This is a genomic window from Candidatus Sysuiplasma jiujiangense (assembly GCA_019721075.1).
Lineage (GTDB): Archaea > Thermoplasmatota > Thermoplasmata > Sysuiplasmatales > Sysuiplasmataceae > Sysuiplasma > Sysuiplasma jiujiangense.
Genome location: JAHEAD010000012.1, coordinates 1 through 15,155, shown reverse-complemented (window position 1 = coordinate 15,155; position 15,155 = coordinate 1). Strand labels below are relative to the sequence as shown.

Genomic DNA, 15,155 nt, shown 5'->3' with positions numbered 1-15,155 from the left:
AGATATTCGGCAATTGCAAAACTGAAATCACTGCTAAACTATAATTACGTAATTTAGATATTGTCCGGATGGACCAGGCCATGGATAAAAAGCAAAAATCATCCGGCTATGTGATGGCTTCTGTAGGTGTTATTGGAACAATCGTATCTATTGCCGGCGGTAATCTGATGACAACATTTGCTTCTGTGCTTCTTGCAGAACTCGGAATCTATTCTATGATACTGAAATAAGGAATTTGCTTCAAATGGCGTGCTTCCGGAAAATGCGGGTGTAATTGTTTTGCCGGCCCATAATCGCATCCCTGCTTCCCCGGCTCCGTTCCAAACTACGGTGAGCGGGATGCCGATGTGGCCGTCCTGAAATCGACTGCCCGCATGTAGTTCATCTCTGACGGCATAGCGTAATCTGTGGCTTTCCCGAAGTCCCGATTACTCTGCCCGGATGAAAATTTCTGAAGAGGCGTATGGTATGCTGAAACGGCGGCCGATGAATTGCTTGCAGTAACGTTGAACCAGCCCCACATGCCGTCTTTGTAATCACTGTTCACCTCTGATATGTACTTATAATCACCAGTGCGATTGGCAGTAAAGTTAATCCAGACTGTCTCATTTGGGGCCGTTCCGGTTGTCGGATTTGGCGATGAGGCATTGGTGAAAACAGGTGTATAGTTCAGCGTTGTCGAATTTGTAACGTTTCCGGGAACCAGAATCCATGAATGGTTAGCTGTGGACTTGTTGGATACGGTAAATGCAATGCTCACCTTTGTGCCATTTGTCACTGTCATGGACGGACCGGGAACAGTTCCGTTGAAGGTGTGAGTCCCTCCGGATCCTGCAACAATTGAAAAGCTCTTGGTCAGGGAGGATTTAGTAACATTGGTCGAATTTCCCACTATGAATGAGCCGTACATCCCTGCCTCGAAGTGCCCGGGCACTTCGCAGATATACATATAGTCACCGGCCGTTGTTGCCTTGAAGACAACATTCACAGTGGCTCCAATCGGACTTCCGGCAGTCGGATTTGGTGTTGATGCATTCGCGAATACAGGTGTATAATCCGGCGCACTGACCTTTGCAACGTTGGACTGGACCAGTACCCATGAGTGCTGGACGCCAGCATCGCTGGCGACAGAAAATGTGAGCCACACCCAATCATTGAGCGGTGCTTTGAGTGTCGGACCCGGTGATGTTCCGTTAAAATTCAAACCTCCGCCGACGCCTGCCTGGACGTAAAGGTGAACGTAAGGGCTGGGCGGTGGCAGTTTTTGTCCCGGTTTTGACGGATGGAGGGTTGCGAAATCGTATGAAGCAAATGCCAGTCCCAGAACGATAATAACGATGCCGGCCATCAGAACGGTCTGCCTGTGCCTTTTCGCGGGATTAATCATCTTTGGCTTTTTGATCCGGGCACTTTCGTCTCCCTCCGCGGAGGAAACTGCCGCGGCAGCTGCCGCAGTTTCAGATCCTGACACTTCAAGGGCTTCATCCTGCGGTAGAGCCGTCCCTGCTGTTTCTCCGGCAGAGAATGTGGAATGCAACTGCCTGTACAGTTCGCCGGCTTCATCTTCTGAAAGCTGAATGGGATCTCTGTCACCTAGCCTTACTTCATAAATGTCCCGGCGGGTTACCTTTACTCCCTTCTCCTGAGATTTCGGCATTTTTACCGCCTCCTAATTTTCTCATTTACTATATACATTTTTAGACATATTGAAAAATTGAAAAATGATCCGTATACGGCAGCATCGCCAAATCGGGCTGTCTTTTCAAAATATTGCAAATCTCAATTCCTCTCCACTCCCAGTGTCGTCATAAGAATTACGGAAGGGCAACCCGAAAACCAAAACGCGAAGCACAATCTCTTCCCTTATGAAGTGTCCTGCTAGCCGAAATAACTGTTTCCTGATTTTTATCGTTGCTTCTACCGGGTCGTTGACGATGCGAAAATGACTCCGGTAATTCATCATGAAGCAGAGTAAACAGGAACAGGAAATGGATTGAAATGCGAAATGTCTATAAACAGGTGCTTTCATTGAGAAGGTCATAGCCTGAAGTGTCGGTGAAGCAATTGATAGGAAATGTCTGGGACTGGGCAATAATCATAGTGGTTGCATTGATCCTTTTTGGGGGTGCAAACAAGATACCTGAACTGTTCAGGTCTATTGGCAAGGCCACAGGCGAGTTCAAACGTGGCCAGATGGAAATCCAGAAGGAGCTTGAAAAGGAAGTCCAGACTCAAAAGGAAACTAAATAAAATTATCACCTGTTTAAAAAGCTGCTGAAGATCCGGCAGACTCTTCATGTTCCAGTTTATGTATTCTCCTTTTGGACTTTGCATTGAGGTTTTCGATTATTGAAGTCAACTGGACATAAATGAATCGGATCGGCTCTTAAGCACGTTCCTCTATCCCATGCAATGAATTGAATGAATTGATTTCAATTTGTGTCTATTCAGGAACGTGAATCAAAAAAGAACTGTTTCTTTTCAGCCGATGCGTTTTCAACCTTCCTGGCAACCAGCGCACCGGCAATGTACAGTCCGGAAAGTGTAAGCCCGATTATCGTTTCAATCAGACCGCCTGTTACGCCGGGTGATATGATGAGAGCAATTATGAATGAGCCGAGTACGCCCATCCTCCAATTCTCAAGCCAGAATTTTGACCCAACAAACCCAAACTTTGTCAGCGTCACCATTATCACCGGCAATTCAAACGAAAGCCCGAATGCAAACAGGAATCCGACAATTATTGTGATTACCGATTTGAAACTCAATGTTTCCTGTATGCCAAGGGAAACAATATACAGTTTGACAACCAGAAGGAGAACGGGTATTACTACAAAATAAGCAAAAGATGCGCCGGCGAGAAACAGCAGTATCGCCGGAATAATAGTCCACTTGATGTGCGTCTTTTCGCTCTGGTAAAGAGCGGGTGACACAAATTTCCAAAGTTCTATGAGAATGACAGGCATGGAAACGATTACGCTGAAAAGGAGCGAAACCTGCATGGATGAAAGAATCGGATCAAAGACGTTGACATTCAGCACCACCATTCCTTTTGGTATTTCGTGATAAATGAAATACCTGATCATCACAGTCGAAAAGCTATTTATGAAGCTGGGCACGATTACAGGCAATCTCCTTATTGTGAAATTGCCCAGGAAGGGAATGTCGAAAGCAAATGGTTTTATTGCTATGCTTGAAGGGCCAAAGAAAAGGAAAAATGCGGTGAAGAGAAGAATTGTGAAGATTATGCGTCTCATCCTCTTTGCAAGATCCTGCAGATGATCGAGCAGAGGTGTCGCATTAATCAATGAGTTTCCCGGAGTGCCTTCATTCATTTGTGCGATGAGAGCAACTCTGCAAACTATAAATGTATCTGTTTCAGGCTAAACACAGGCATCTGCAGGCCAGTTTCGAAAGTAATTATTCATCCAAATCGGGCAGCAAATTGCCAAACTGCCTTACGTACACATAAACGGCAATAGCGATAATTGAATTCATGAAAAATATCATCAGAACGCCGAGTATGATAAACTGGTCTGCCGGGAACGGGGAAATGGAGATGTCTTTGCTCGAATAGATTTCCGGGAATAATATGAATATCACTGAAAGTGCGCTGTCTCCTACGATCCATAATGCAAAGAGCACCGATTTTGACAGGGATGTAAGTTGTTCGACCGAAGAACCAACAAGAAATCCGGCAGCAAACATGGTGATTTCCTCGATGATCCTGTATTCATCCGAAGCTCCTGAAAGTGCAAAGGGGAATGGAAGATGCCAGATTGCGGCGAGAAATATGCCTGCAATGAGTGCATGCCTGACTGTTCTGAAAATTCGAAATGAAATCAGGAAACCCGCAACAAACAGTGCATAATGAGAAAACATGAAAACAACCGCGTTTGTTCCCTCGATTGCTTCGGTTTCCGGATTGACAGATGCTACTGTCAGTAACACGGCAGAAATTATTCTCGCAGCATATTTCGTAGGTCTTCTTTCCTCCAGATACATGTCCGGTTCACACATCGGATTCTTCGCGGACTGTCATTCGTCGGCTGCATTGTCTTCTATCTTCTTCCCAGATGACGGAGTCCACTGAAAAGAAGTGCAATAACAGATATTGGAAGTACGAAGTAAAGTGCGTAAGCAAGCGCAACCCACATCGGAACAAGCAATGTGGCAGAGGAAAGCGGGCTCAGTGTAAGAAGAAGCACAGGCAGCGATATGCAGCAGGAGGCTCCGCCGACAACACCTGCTGCAGGATAAACTACAGAACCGCCAACCCTCCTAAGCGGCTGTCTCAATCTGCCCAGTCTTTCGATGTGCACTGTTACCAGCATCCCTATCACGATGGCAGAATAAAATGAAAACGGACCCCAGTCCAGCCCGAAGTAGGGCGGTATGTACACAGCAAGACTCGGATTCAGAGCGATCTGCAGCAACGCATTGGCGAGTGTATGGGGGAAAAATGCATTACCGAGGACAATGAAACCGCCCAAGCTGCTGTTTGAAAAACCTGGAGAACCAAATGTCAGAACAAGTATGTTTTCGACAACAAGCCCATAGATCAGGAGATGAATGATCAGGTAACCCGGGAAGAGGAACAATGCCCATCTCTTAACCCTGACTATTGCAACAAATCGTCTCAGGACGTTGTTGAACAGGTACCGGAAGGTAATCAGTGAAACGGAAATCCAGAAAAGCAATGCAACGACTGCTGAAATTACCGATGGCAGGTCTGCATTTCCCGCACCGCTGTAGCCTATAAATTCAGTTGCATACCAGTATGAAAACAGCAAAACAGCCGCAATCGTAAGGCCAACCAGAACGGGACCGTAATCAGCATCTCCGTATTTCTCAAATCTTGCCGTCACACCACCCCTCGGAGACTGATCTCTCTATCAATTGCTTCTCACACTCCGTAAGCGCCGGGGTGTAAAACTGAAGGCAGCGTATTTTCTGTCGCCTCATTACGCCGTGAAGCTACTTCAAGCGTTTTAATATAGTTAACGCATATTCGAAATGGGAATCCGGACCGCACTGTCGGCGCCAGGCAAATGTGCCGTCGAAAAGCAGGTGCACGCAGTTGCGATTGCGCGACATTCATGAGAAGTCCGTTCCAAGAGCTAAATGGCCCTCTTTTCTGTTCAATTAGAAGATATTTTCTGCATTGACTGAAGAACTGTGCGCAATTGCCATACCGTCGACAGTTTGGTTGCACTTACCTTCAGCGGCAGCCATTCATCTATCATGCTTTCAGGATGCCTTACAGACGGCAACAGAAGGTGATTGTGTCCCTGGGACAGGCGGATAGAGCATCTAATTCAGGAAACGGAGACACGGGAGCGGCGCTGCCGCAGGTATCATTAATGTTTTGCAGGCAGGTACATACGAGATGCCCAGGAGGAAGGCGGCATAAGGCATGCCGGAGTTCCGCGCAAAAAGAGTGTTCACTTACCTATTTTTATCCCGATGTGCATAGACCGGATGGTACAGATGAATTTTCAGCTCAATGAAGAACATGAGATGGTCAGGGAGACTGTCAGGAAGTTCGCCCGCGCAGAACTTGCACCTGTCTGCGACAGAATGGATGCTGACGATTACTTTCCCGAGGATCTTTTCAGGCAGCTAGGTTCACTCGGAATGCTTGGTATAACCGTGCCCACTGAATTTGACGGTTCTGGTCTCGACTATATTTCTCAGGCAATATGCCTTGAAGAAATTTCAAGGGTTTCACCTGCTTTCGCACTTTCAGTCGGTGCCCACTCGAATCTCTGTCTTGATAATCTATACCGCAACGGGAGCAAACAGCTGATAGACGCATATGTTCCCAAACTCGCAACAGGCAAAATCATAGGTTGCCTCGGACTAACTGAACCGGATTCTGGTTCTGACTCGCTGTCAATGAAGACGGTAGCGCGGAGGAAAGGTGAAAATTATGTTATCAGCGGTTCCAAGACTTTTATAACAAATGCGCCTGTCGCAGATGTCTGCCTTGCATATGCCAAGACTGCTCCAGAAGCGGGAGACAGAGGTATCAGTGCTTTCGTAATCGACAGCGGGACTGAAGGATTCAAGAGAGGAAAGAAATTCGATAAAATGGGGATGAGGGGGTCTCCAACCGGCGAACTGTTCTTTGAGAACTGTCATGTTCCGTCGGATCATCTGGTCGGAGAGGAGAATAAGGGCTCGTACATAGTAATGTCGGGGCTCAGCATCGAACGGGCAGTTCTCGCCTCTATTGCTCTTGGCATACAGGAGGAAATGCTGGAGATTGCAGCGAAATATGCAAAGCGGAGAAAACAGTTCGGGACACCGATTTCGGAATTCGAGATGATACAGGAGAAAATTGCAGAAATGTATGTTGGAATCGAATCCAGCAGACTGCTGATATACAAATCGCTGAGCGCATTGCAGAAGGATCGCAGGAGCAACAAGGAAGCTGCTGCTGCCATATTGTATTCCGCCGAGGCGGCCACAAAGAGCGCCCTTGATGCCATACAGATTCTCGGCGGATACGGTTATATGAAGGAATTCAGGGTTGAAAAATTCATGAGGGATGCCAAACTGCTTGAAATAGGTGCAGGCACTACAGAGATAAGAAAAATAATCATAGCGAGGGAAGTGCTCAGGGATATTGAATAGCTGCAGCATGTTAATGAAAACCGGTTTCATTGAAGCATGGCATTGAATCTCTAGGTTCAGGACAGAATATGCAATTCGTTTAATAACCAAATTGTTATCTTCGCCACGGTGATTAAGATAATCGGGGCTGAAAACAGGAACGGTGTTGACAATTACAAATTCAGCAGAAAGGTGTATCTCGTCTCCGGGGGTGTGACCAAGTTTGCAAAGGCACATCCCGAGATGGATTTCAGGTACATGGTCAAAGTGGCTTACGATTACGCCATGAACGACATTCCCTCGCTCGAGAAGAAAGATATCGACGGATCAAGGATTTCCTATTTTTCGGATCACTTCGCAAGACAGCTCAAGGCAGCAAGCATGGTCCAGGATTATCTTGGTCTTAACCCAAAAGGCAGCATGCGCATCGAATGGGGCGGCGCCACCGGCGGTGAGGTTTTCCAGGCAGGTTTTGAGGCTGTCGCATCGGGCAGAATGGATGTATGCATGGTAGCAGGCTTCGAAACAATGTCAAGGGTCCAGACTTGGAAGGGCAATGAATTCATTGCGCTTGCGTCTGATGTAAACTATGACTTCCCGATAGGCGGCTTCTATTCGGGCTATTACGCGCTGATGGTAACCAGGCATATTTACGAATTTATGCGCAGGGGAAGGTTTGCGAATGTCAGGGATGAGAAAGAAGCCCAGAAGCTGGCAATAAGGGAAGCATCCAGAATTCTTGCGATGGTTTCGGTGAAAAATCACCTGAATGCCATGCACAATCCCTATGCACAGTATCCCAAGAAACTCAGCGTTCAGGATGTTCTCAACTCAGAGATGATCTCATATCCCCTCACAAGGGAAATGATATGCACAATGAGCGATGGCGCAGCGGTCGCGATTCTCGCAAATGAGCAGGAAGCATTCAGACTTTCGGATCATCCCGTGCTGGTTAAGGGTGTGGGATGCGGAACTGACACGATGCGTCTTGCGGACAGGCCGTTCGGAAAAGTTCCAGTTATGAAGCATGAGAGTGAATCATCCTATGAAACGCTCCAATATCCCGGTGTTCATTCTTTCCGTGCCGGGAGGGCGGCATCCATTGAAGCATACAACTCAGCAGGCATCGACAATCCCCTGGACCAGCTGGACTTCATAGAACTGCACGATGCATATGCATCGTCCGAAATACAGACATATGAAGACATGGGCCTCTGCCGATACGGCGAAGGTTATGACTTTGTTGAAAGCGGAAAGCCTTTCCTTTCTGACATGGATTATGGTTTCCCTGTTCCGGAAGCCGGCAGAATACCGGTCAACCCTTCGGGCGGACTGATAGCATGCGGTCATCCTGTCGGCGCCACCGGACTCATGCAGGCAGTCTTTGCGTTATGGCAGCTGCAGGGAACAATCGGCAAACATTTTGGCAACAGTAGACTGCAACTGAAGAATCCGAAGATGGGGGCAATACACTCCCATGCGGGAACAGGCAGTTCTGTAACTGTTTCAATACTTGAGGCGGTGAAATAGATGGCAGCAAGCTCCGGGAAACAGCCGAAAAAGTTCGGCAGATACAGAGATGTGATGAAAGAGGTATTCAGGCATGGAGCAGCTATTTACAGACAGGGAAAGTCCGGCGAGCAGCTGGTCATCAGATTCCCTTATTCAGTCAACTATATACACAGCTATGCTAACGACTCCAAATTTTTCCTCGGTCTCGCGCAGGGGAAACTTTACGGATCCGAATGCGCAAAGTGCGAGTATGTATATGCAACACCGAGGAGCCACTGCATGTTCTGCGGTTTGCCGACTGCCTGGAAGCGCCTTCCGTTAAAGGGGAGGGTTCATTCCTGGACAACATGCGAATTCGGAAGCGAGGCATTTCTCAAGGAAACACCTTACAACCTCGCACTGATTGAGTTTGATGGTGCAGACAGCCTTTTCATGACAAGACTGAAGGATTGCAGGAGAGATGAAATATACGTCGGAATGCCGGTCGAGGCGAAATTTGCAAAGAAACCGGAATACCTGGTAAGGGACGTGTGGTTTGTTCCTTCAAATTCAAAAATGCTCACAAAAGGAAAAGGAAGGAAGGACCGGCAGGCGGGCCGGCACCGGTGAAGGTCAATCTGCCTGCTGTGTAGCCTCTTTCCTCAGGGGCAGGCCGGCTCTTTCGATCAGCTCCGGTATGATATGTTCCCATGAGACGGTCATTATGTGCACTCCCTTCAGACCGTGCATTTTCCTGAGCTTTTCTATTGTCTCGACTGCAATTTCGATTCCCGTCTCTTCCGGAGAGGAAGATTTCTCCATCCTTTCGACGATTTCGTCAGTGACACTGATGCCATGAACCTGCTCCCTGAGATGCTTTGCCATTTTTACCGACCTGATTGGCATCAGCCCGGCGATGATCCCGACTCTGTCAGCTATCCCGCAAGAATTCATGTCCCTCATGAAATCCTCGAAGAGCGCCGTATCAAACACAGGCTGGGTCTGAATAAATTGCGCGCCTGCATCCACCTTTTTCCTTATCCTGTCGATTCTGACATGACTCTCCTCTCTGGATGGTGATGCGGCGGCGCCGATGAACAGCTCAGGCGGGGCATTCAGCTTTCCACCGCCCAGAAGAAGAGATTCATCCCTCATTTTTCTCAACGTGCCTATCAGTGCTTCCGTCGGTATGTCATAAACTGCCTTTGCCTCTTTTTCATTTCCGGCGGAAGGCGGATCGCCGTACAGGCAGAGAACGTTGCGTATCCCAAGTGCAGACGCTCCAAGCACGTCGCTCTGCAGTCCGATCCTGTTCCTGTCCCGCAGTGTTATTTGCATTATCGGTTCAATCCCGGCTCTCATGACTATCAGGGAGGATGCAAGACTCGACATTCTCACCATGGCGCTTGTGCAGTCGGTAAGATTGGCAGCATCCACATAATCCCTCACAGCCTCCGCCTTTCTGATCAGCGGTTCGGGGGACGCCCCCTGCGGAGGTCCGAGTTCGCATGTTATGACAAATTTTCCATTCTTCAGAAGAGACTGCAGTCTTCCTTCCCTGCTACTTCGTCCAGTTATCCCGCCGTCTTCCAATTTATCTCTCCCTTGTCATTTGGCATGCGAAAAATTTTTTGTCCCTTCAGCTTCCTTCTCCTTCTCTATTTTCGACAATATCCTGCCTGCAACTGCAACCTCTGTTCCAGCGAGACCGACGGAAAGGAAAAGCGATCTATCCTCGTCTTTCCTTCCGCCTCCGTCAACCAAATCCGAAAGGTCGTAAATGCTCTCCCTTCCCCTTTCATCTATGAAGAAAAGTGAACCGTAGTCTTTCAACTGCTGCGCCGAATCGGAAGCAACTATTTCAGACGTAAGCACAGTTTCAGGCTCAATCTCATGCGATTCCCTGAATTTACGTCCCATGCAGGAAATGTGCTGCCCCGGTTTAATCCAGCTGTTCCTTATCACGGGAGTGGAAGATGTGGTCACAGTGAGCACTATGTCAGACTGTGAGACGGTCCCTTCCGCCGTCTCCCCAACGCTCAGCTCAATGCCCAGATCGTTCATTTCATCCCTGATACCCTGAATGTATGTTTTTGCATGTTCCGGGTGGAGGCTGAACACAATTATCTTTTCAAGCTGCCTCATCCTGGCAATATAGGGAACAACTGATCTCGCCTGTTTCCCGCTGCCGATAACCCCCAGGATCCTGGAATCATGCCTTGACATGTGTTTTACGGCCACGGCGTTGATCGCTGCCGTTCTTACCCTTCCAATCGTTTCACCGATGAAGATGCCCGCTAGAGAACCGTCCATGCTGTAGACTGCAGTAACCTGCGGATCTTTTTCTTTGATGCCGAACGTCGAATAAACGCGGAGTCCAATCAGTCTTTTTCGCTCGCTTGCACCTGCAGTAACCACAAGCTTTCCATCAGATGCCTCGCATGTGAAACGGGGAGGAGAAACAACCTGCCCCTTCTTCTTGTCACGGAAGAACTCCTCCACTTCGGCGACGATATCTCCGATCATGTCGTCCCTTGAAACAAGTTCCTCGATATCGTCGTCTGTGCAAATGACAAAATCCCCTTTCATTTATCTCCACTCTTCTTTACGCTAGCTCCTTACACAAATAAATACCAATGCAAATGGCAATTATAATCTTCATTACTTGTGTGGTTTTTATTCTAATCAGAATTAATGCCCTGTTTGCTTTTCTATGCCTTCTCTACACGCTTATTATGAAACGCGATGGAATCGCGGCAAGATTCAGCGCCTTCAGCCCCCCGTTCCTGTAAATGGCAATTCTGCCCTTCACCCCAATTACCTCCCCTTCATGGAAGCCTGTGATGCTGACGTAAAGAGGGGCGCTCTCCAGCGGCTGTGCCATAGGATACCCGTCGAGTACCTCAAGGCCGGAGCATCTCAGGTTGAATCTTTCTTCGAGCTCAGCGCTTATTCTGCTGTAGCCTGCCTCAACGGCATTATAGTCAATTGCAGCCTGGAGCTCATTCAGTGTGTCGCCGTACCTGTGTGTCTGTGAAATTCCAAGGTCATGGCTTATCTTCTTTTCCATTTCTCTCGCGGCTTTCCTGGATCGGAATCTGCCGGCAACCATGTACGCGTCCGCCCCCTGCTCTATCAATCTCTCCCTGATCCTTGTGGTGCTTGTCATTCCAACCTTGATTTTTCCTCCGTAAAACGCCAGATAAACGGAATGCTCTCTTTTGCACAGATCCCAGTTGCATATTTCGCCGTCACATATCGGATCGAAAAGGCACTTCTGTATGGGTATGAGCGTCCTGCTGCAGAAGTCGCATTGATCCATGTTTTCCACATGCCTGTTGAGCGGGCACGGTCTGTAAGCGCCGTTCCTGAAGCTTCCGACGCATTTCTGCTCTTCAGTGACAGTAAATGAAAACCTGTTCATTTCAAGCTCCCCCAGTGCATCGGTTTCACAGGAATATACTTCAAAATGGGGCTCGAATCCTTCCCAGTAAAAGGAGATCGCATGACTTCTGCTGCCTTTGTTGATTGCAAGGAGCCTGTCAGCAGTAATGAACATGGGTTACTCCATTCACAATCCTTTATTTGTCCTTAACCTGAAGCTGACAGTAACGGTGGTTAATCTGTTTCCGCTTCTTTATCTGTATCTTCGTCGGGCACAATTATCTCCTCTTCGCTCATTATTCTGAGGTACTTCGGAGGCACTTCCTTTGTCAGGTAGACTGTCTTGCCGGCCCTCTGAATGGCCCCGTTTTCCTTTATCATCGCGGACGCATCAATTTCGATTATTACAGGCTTCTCCGTCCTCACTCTTCCTGCTGTGAACGCATCCGCAGATGTCTTAGAAAGGTGGACCATGCGCCTGTCCGCCGGCTTAAGCCCGTTTTCAGCAAGTATGGACGCCTCCTCCTCCGTAGCAGGGTAATAGAGGCGGTCCGGTATGTTATCCGTAGGCAGATCCAGCTCAATATCGAATGAATGGCCATATGTGGCTCTCATTCTGCCGTTGCTGAACTGGTATCTCCCTTTCGGGTCAGTCTCAATGATTGCTACGATATGGTGCATTCGGAGCCAGTGCAGCCTGGGCTGACGTTCAGTCATTGCTGAAATGAATGATCTTACATCAACCCAGCCATGCTCGTCCATCTGGAGGTTGAAGCGCTCGGGAAAGTGTCTCAGAACACCTGCCATGCTCCGGCCAATGTGTTCAAGTTCTCTGTCACTCATAAGAAATTTGCCTTCCGCCTCGCAAACAGGGCACGCTTCGCCCCTGAAATAACCGTGTTCCTGACATTCTCTGAGCATCTTATCCGGGGTTGCTATAGTGTGGCTATTTAATACTGTTTTGTCTGAATGAATTATGCTTCCCTGTTGCGCAAGTGAACGCGATTTTCCGTCGGTGTGTATCCACTAACCAGGATGGTTCGTTCCGGCAATTATGCGTCTTGTCCATGATTTTACGACGTTTCTCATGAGTATGGCTGTTGTAACCGGGCCAACTCCGCCAGGTACTGGCGTCAGTGCCGCCGCCACTTGAGAGACTGAGGCGAAATCAACATCACCTGTGATTCCGCCGGAGAACAGTCCGTTTACTGTTCTGGAAGCATTGATCCCGACATCGATAACCACTGTTCCTTTTCTTACCATTTCTCCTGTTACAAAATGGGCTTTTCCTATTGCCGCCACCAGAATGTCTGCAGTTACCGTTATGGATGGCAATTCAGCTGTCTTTGAATGACAGACGGTAACTGTTGCATCGCCCCTCTCCCCGTTAACGAGGAGGAGAGATGCAAGTGGTTTTCCCACAACCAGGCTCCTTCCTATGATGACTACATGTTTGCCGGAAATCTGCACATTTTCTCTGCGCAGTGTCTCGACCACTGCCTCCGCCGTGGCAGGCGAATATAGAGGTTTTCCTGAATACAGCAGGCCACGGCTGTGCATAGACATGCAGTCCACATCTTTTGACGGTGAAATATGAGCTGCTATTCTGTCGGCATCAAACCCTGGGGGGACCGGTGAATGAAGCATTATGGCATCTATCGCGCCATCTTCTGATGCCATGTCCGCGAACTCAATAATTTCATCCTCGGACGCACTCCTGGAAAACTGTTTCAGTTTCAGCTCTATGCCAAGTGAGTTTGCTGCCCTTTGCTTCTGTCTCAGGTAACTTTCAGATGACGGATCCGAACCTATGGTGATTGAAAGAATGGCAGGTCTTCTTTCAGACCTGGCGTTTTTCAGTTTTTCCCGCGTTTCAGAATTGATTGATGCCGCAATTCTTCTTCCGTCAATTATTCTGGGTGGACTCATTTTCACAACTCAATGTCTGAAGAGCCTTATTCCGGTAAAAACCATGGCTATGTGATGTTCGTCTGCGGCAGAAATGACCTCATCATCACGTATGGAACCACCGGGCTGGATAATCGCCCGTATTCCTCCGTTTGCAGCTTCGTCTATACCGTCCCTGAACGGGAAAAATGCGTCCGATGCGAGGACACTGCCTCTGGCCTTTCCCCTGCTCTTCATTATTGCAAGTTTTACGGCATCGACCCTGCTGCTCTGGCCGGTTCCCATTCCAACGGTTACCGTTCCGTCCGCAAGGACTATTGCATTTGACCAGAGGTGCCTTACAACCCTGTTAGCGAAAATCATCGAATCTATGTCTTGGGGAGTTGGTTTCGTTTCCGTAACCACTTTTAAATTTTCCAGCCTGATGTCGGGAGCAGCGACTTCCTGGACGAGGAAGCCCCCGGAGATCCTTCGCACATCCTTTTCTGGTTTATCTGTATATCCGCCTATACCCGGAAATGTAAGGATCCTGAGTCTCTTCTTACGGCGGAGCACTGCCAGTGCATCTTCATCATAGTCAGGAGCCAGAATGACTTCAACAAATTTGTTTGACAGATATTCCGCGGACTCTCTGCCGATCGGTTTGTTCAGACCAATCACAGAGCCATATGCAGACAGGGAGTCAGCGTCATACGCGGCCCTGAGTGCATGCTCGGCACTGCCGGCCGTTGCAACACCGCACGGATTTGCATGTTTTACGACTACACAGCTCGGTTCGGTGAAGTCGCGTAACAAGTCAACGGCATTACTGATGTCCAGAAGGTTGTTGTAAGAGAGACTTTTGCCTGAGTCTACAGCAGCGTTGAGAACGGAACTCCCGATAAACGGAACAAAATACGACGCTGCCCTCTGGTACGGATTCTCGCCGTATTTGAGGTCTGATTTCTTCCTTCCTATCATTATCAGGCGATCAGGAAAAGGACTGGATTTAAAGCGATCCCCCAGTACGGTGGAAATCAAACCGTCATAGAATGAAACACTCTGAAACGCCTGCACGCAGAGTTTTTCGAGCATTGTTTCGGAAACAGCACCACCGAATTTTTCCATTTCCTCCGCCACTGCCTTATACTGTTTTATGTCCGAAACCACTGCCACGTGAGAATAATTCTTTGCTGCTGCCCTTGTCAGAGAAATGCCGCCAATATCTATGTTCTCCAGCAGTTTATCCAGACCTTTTTCTCCAGATGCTATAAGATCCTCAAAGGGATAGAGATTGGATACCACCATGTCGAAATGAGGGACACCCAGACTGTCAAGCTGCTCTTCATCCTCCCTCCTTTCAGGTCTGGAAAGTATGGCTGCAAATATGGCGGGATGAAGTGTCTTTACCCGTCCTTCAAGAAGAGAGGTAAACCCCGTTATTGATGAAACCCTCTTTACAGTTATGCCGGCTTTTTCCAGGAAGTCAGCAGTCCCGTCGGTAGCAAACAGCCGGGCGCCAAATTTATTCAATAGAGCTGAAAACTCCTTTAAACCTTGTTTATCATGAACGCTGATTATCGCGTTCTTAATCTTAAGCGAAAAATCACCTCTCAACTCCGTACAAAGTTCCCGTCCGTCATTAATTACTGGCATTTAAACGTTATTTGGATGCCCAGTATCTCCGATCCTTTTTATGTTGCCGATAGGCATGTCTGACTGGATACTTTTGCAGGATACGAAGTAAACGCCATCCGCTTCGCATTTCAAACAAC

The 15,155-nt window shown here is 48.2% G+C and carries 15 protein-coding genes; 5 read left to right on the top strand and 10 right to left on the bottom strand.

All coding sequences use genetic code 11. The features are described from left to right. Positions 1 to 80: 80 nt before the first annotated feature. Complete coding sequence (locus KIS29_07750; protein MBX8640211.1) at positions 81 to 230, top strand: hypothetical protein; 150 nt, start codon at positions 81 to 83, stop codon at positions 228 to 230. Positions 231 to 325: 95 nt separating this feature from the next. Here KIS29_07750 and KIS29_07745 read toward each other — a convergent pair whose 3' ends face one another. Then, positions 326 to 1,657, bottom strand: a complete 1,332-nt coding sequence (locus tag KIS29_07745; protein MBX8640210.1) for a multicopper oxidase domain-containing protein — start codon at positions 1,655 to 1,657, stop codon at positions 326 to 328. Between the two features lie 407 nt (positions 1,658 to 2,064). Between KIS29_07745 and KIS29_07740 the strand changes: the two genes are divergently transcribed. Then, entirely contained in the window at positions 2,065 to 2,250 is a 186-nt protein-coding gene (locus KIS29_07740) for a twin-arginine translocase TatA/TatE family subunit (protein MBX8640209.1), read from the top strand. Positions 2,251 to 2,447: 197 nt separating this feature from the next. On the opposite strand, the gene KIS29_07735 is transcribed toward KIS29_07740, so the two are convergent. From KIS29_07735 to KIS29_07725, 3 genes are all read right to left on the bottom strand, one after another. Continuing rightward, positions 2,448 to 3,335 (bottom strand): twin-arginine translocase subunit TatC, encoded by an 888-nt coding sequence (locus KIS29_07735; protein ID MBX8640208.1) that lies wholly within the window; start codon positions 3,333 to 3,335, stop codon positions 2,448 to 2,450. A gap of 85 nt (positions 3,336 to 3,420) precedes the next feature. Beyond that, positions 3,421 to 4,005, bottom strand: a complete 585-nt coding sequence (locus KIS29_07730; GenBank protein ID MBX8640207.1) for a DUF1404 domain-containing protein — start codon at positions 4,003 to 4,005, stop codon at positions 3,421 to 3,423. A gap of 56 nt (positions 4,006 to 4,061) precedes the next feature. Further along, a complete protein-coding gene (locus tag KIS29_07725; protein ID MBX8640206.1) occupies positions 4,062 to 4,868 on the bottom strand; it encodes a hypothetical protein in 807 nt (268 codons plus the stop codon). A 622-nt stretch (positions 4,869 to 5,490) separates the two neighbouring features. On the opposite strand from KIS29_07725, the gene KIS29_07720 reads away from it, so the two are divergent. From KIS29_07720 to KIS29_07710, 3 genes are all read left to right on the top strand, one after another. Further along, complete coding sequence (locus KIS29_07720) at positions 5,491 to 6,639, top strand: acyl-CoA dehydrogenase family protein (GenBank protein MBX8640205.1); 1,149 nt, start codon at positions 5,491 to 5,493, stop codon at positions 6,637 to 6,639. Positions 6,640 to 6,861: 222 nt separating this feature from the next. Further along, positions 6,862 to 8,148 carry a thiolase domain-containing protein gene (locus tag KIS29_07715; GenBank protein ID MBX8640204.1) on the top strand — a complete coding sequence of 429 codons (1,287 nt, stop codon included), beginning with the start codon at positions 6,862 to 6,864 and terminating at the stop codon, positions 8,146 to 8,148. 54 nt (positions 8,149 to 8,202) lie between these two features. After that, entirely contained in the window at positions 8,203 to 8,739 is a 537-nt protein-coding gene (locus KIS29_07710) for a Zn-ribbon domain-containing OB-fold protein (GenBank protein ID MBX8640203.1), read from the top strand. Between the two features lie 3 nt (positions 8,740 to 8,742). On the opposite strand, the gene KIS29_07705 is transcribed toward KIS29_07710, so the two are convergent. The 6 genes from KIS29_07705 to purH form a co-directional block, all read right to left on the bottom strand. Further along, positions 8,743 to 9,687: a methylenetetrahydrofolate reductase gene (locus KIS29_07705; protein MBX8640202.1), complete on the bottom strand. Its 945-nt coding sequence runs from the start codon at positions 9,685 to 9,687 to the stop codon at positions 8,743 to 8,745. A 30-nt stretch (positions 9,688 to 9,717) separates the two neighbouring features. Beyond that, positions 9,718 to 10,698 carry a hypothetical protein gene (locus KIS29_07700; protein ID MBX8640201.1) on the bottom strand — a complete coding sequence of 327 codons (981 nt, stop codon included), beginning with the start codon at positions 10,696 to 10,698 and terminating at the stop codon, positions 9,718 to 9,720. Between the two features lie 133 nt (positions 10,699 to 10,831). Continuing rightward, entirely contained in the window at positions 10,832 to 11,668 is an 837-nt protein-coding gene (locus KIS29_07695; protein MBX8640200.1) for a DUF2797 domain-containing protein, read from the bottom strand. A 59-nt stretch (positions 11,669 to 11,727) separates the two neighbouring features. Beyond that, on the bottom strand, positions 11,728 to 12,336 hold the full coding sequence (locus KIS29_07690; GenBank protein MBX8640199.1) for an RNA 2'-phosphotransferase: 609 nt from the start codon (positions 12,334 to 12,336) through the stop codon (positions 11,728 to 11,730). 183 nt (positions 12,337 to 12,519) lie between these two features. Continuing rightward, positions 12,520 to 13,422 (bottom strand): bifunctional 5,10-methylenetetrahydrofolate dehydrogenase/5,10-methenyltetrahydrofolate cyclohydrolase, encoded by a 903-nt coding sequence (locus KIS29_07685; GenBank protein ID MBX8640198.1) that lies wholly within the window; start codon positions 13,420 to 13,422, stop codon positions 12,520 to 12,522. A gap of 9 nt (positions 13,423 to 13,431) precedes the next feature. After that, positions 13,432 to 14,997, bottom strand: a complete 1,566-nt coding sequence (gene purH / locus KIS29_07680) for a bifunctional phosphoribosylaminoimidazolecarboxamide formyltransferase/IMP cyclohydrolase (GenBank protein MBX8640197.1) — start codon at positions 14,995 to 14,997, stop codon at positions 13,432 to 13,434. Positions 14,998 to 15,155 lie beyond the last annotated feature (158 nt).

Coding starts and splice junctions, on each gene's coding strand:
- KIS29_07735 (MBX8640208.1), bottom strand. CDS start 3,335: ATGAATGAAGGCACTCCGGGAAACTCATTGATTAATGCGACACCTCTG.
- KIS29_07685 (MBX8640198.1), bottom strand. CDS start 13,422: ATGAGTCCACCCAGAATAATTGACGGAAGAAGAATTGCGGCATCAATC.
- KIS29_07730 (MBX8640207.1), bottom strand. CDS start 4,005: ATGTATCTGGAGGAAAGAAGACCTACGAAATATGCTGCGAGAATAATT.
- KIS29_07700 (MBX8640201.1), bottom strand. CDS start 10,698: ATGAAAGGGGATTTTGTCATTTGCACAGACGACGATATCGAGGAACTT.
- KIS29_07745 (MBX8640210.1), bottom strand. CDS start 1,657: ATGCCGAAATCTCAGGAGAAGGGAGTAAAGGTAACCCGCCGGGACATT.
- KIS29_07715 (MBX8640204.1), top strand. CDS start 6,862: ATGGATTTCAGGTACATGGTCAAAGTGGCTTACGATTACGCCATGAAC.
- KIS29_07750 (MBX8640211.1), top strand. CDS start 81: ATGGATAAAAAGCAAAAATCATCCGGCTATGTGATGGCTTCTGTAGGT.
- KIS29_07690 (MBX8640199.1), bottom strand. CDS start 12,336: ATGAGTGACAGAGAACTTGAACACATTGGCCGGAGCATGGCAGGTGTT.
- KIS29_07710 (MBX8640203.1), top strand. CDS start 8,203: ATGAAAGAGGTATTCAGGCATGGAGCAGCTATTTACAGACAGGGAAAG.
- KIS29_07695 (MBX8640200.1), bottom strand. CDS start 11,668: ATGTTCATTACTGCTGACAGGCTCCTTGCAATCAACAAAGGCAGCAGA.
- KIS29_07720 (MBX8640205.1), top strand. CDS start 5,491: ATGAATTTTCAGCTCAATGAAGAACATGAGATGGTCAGGGAGACTGTC.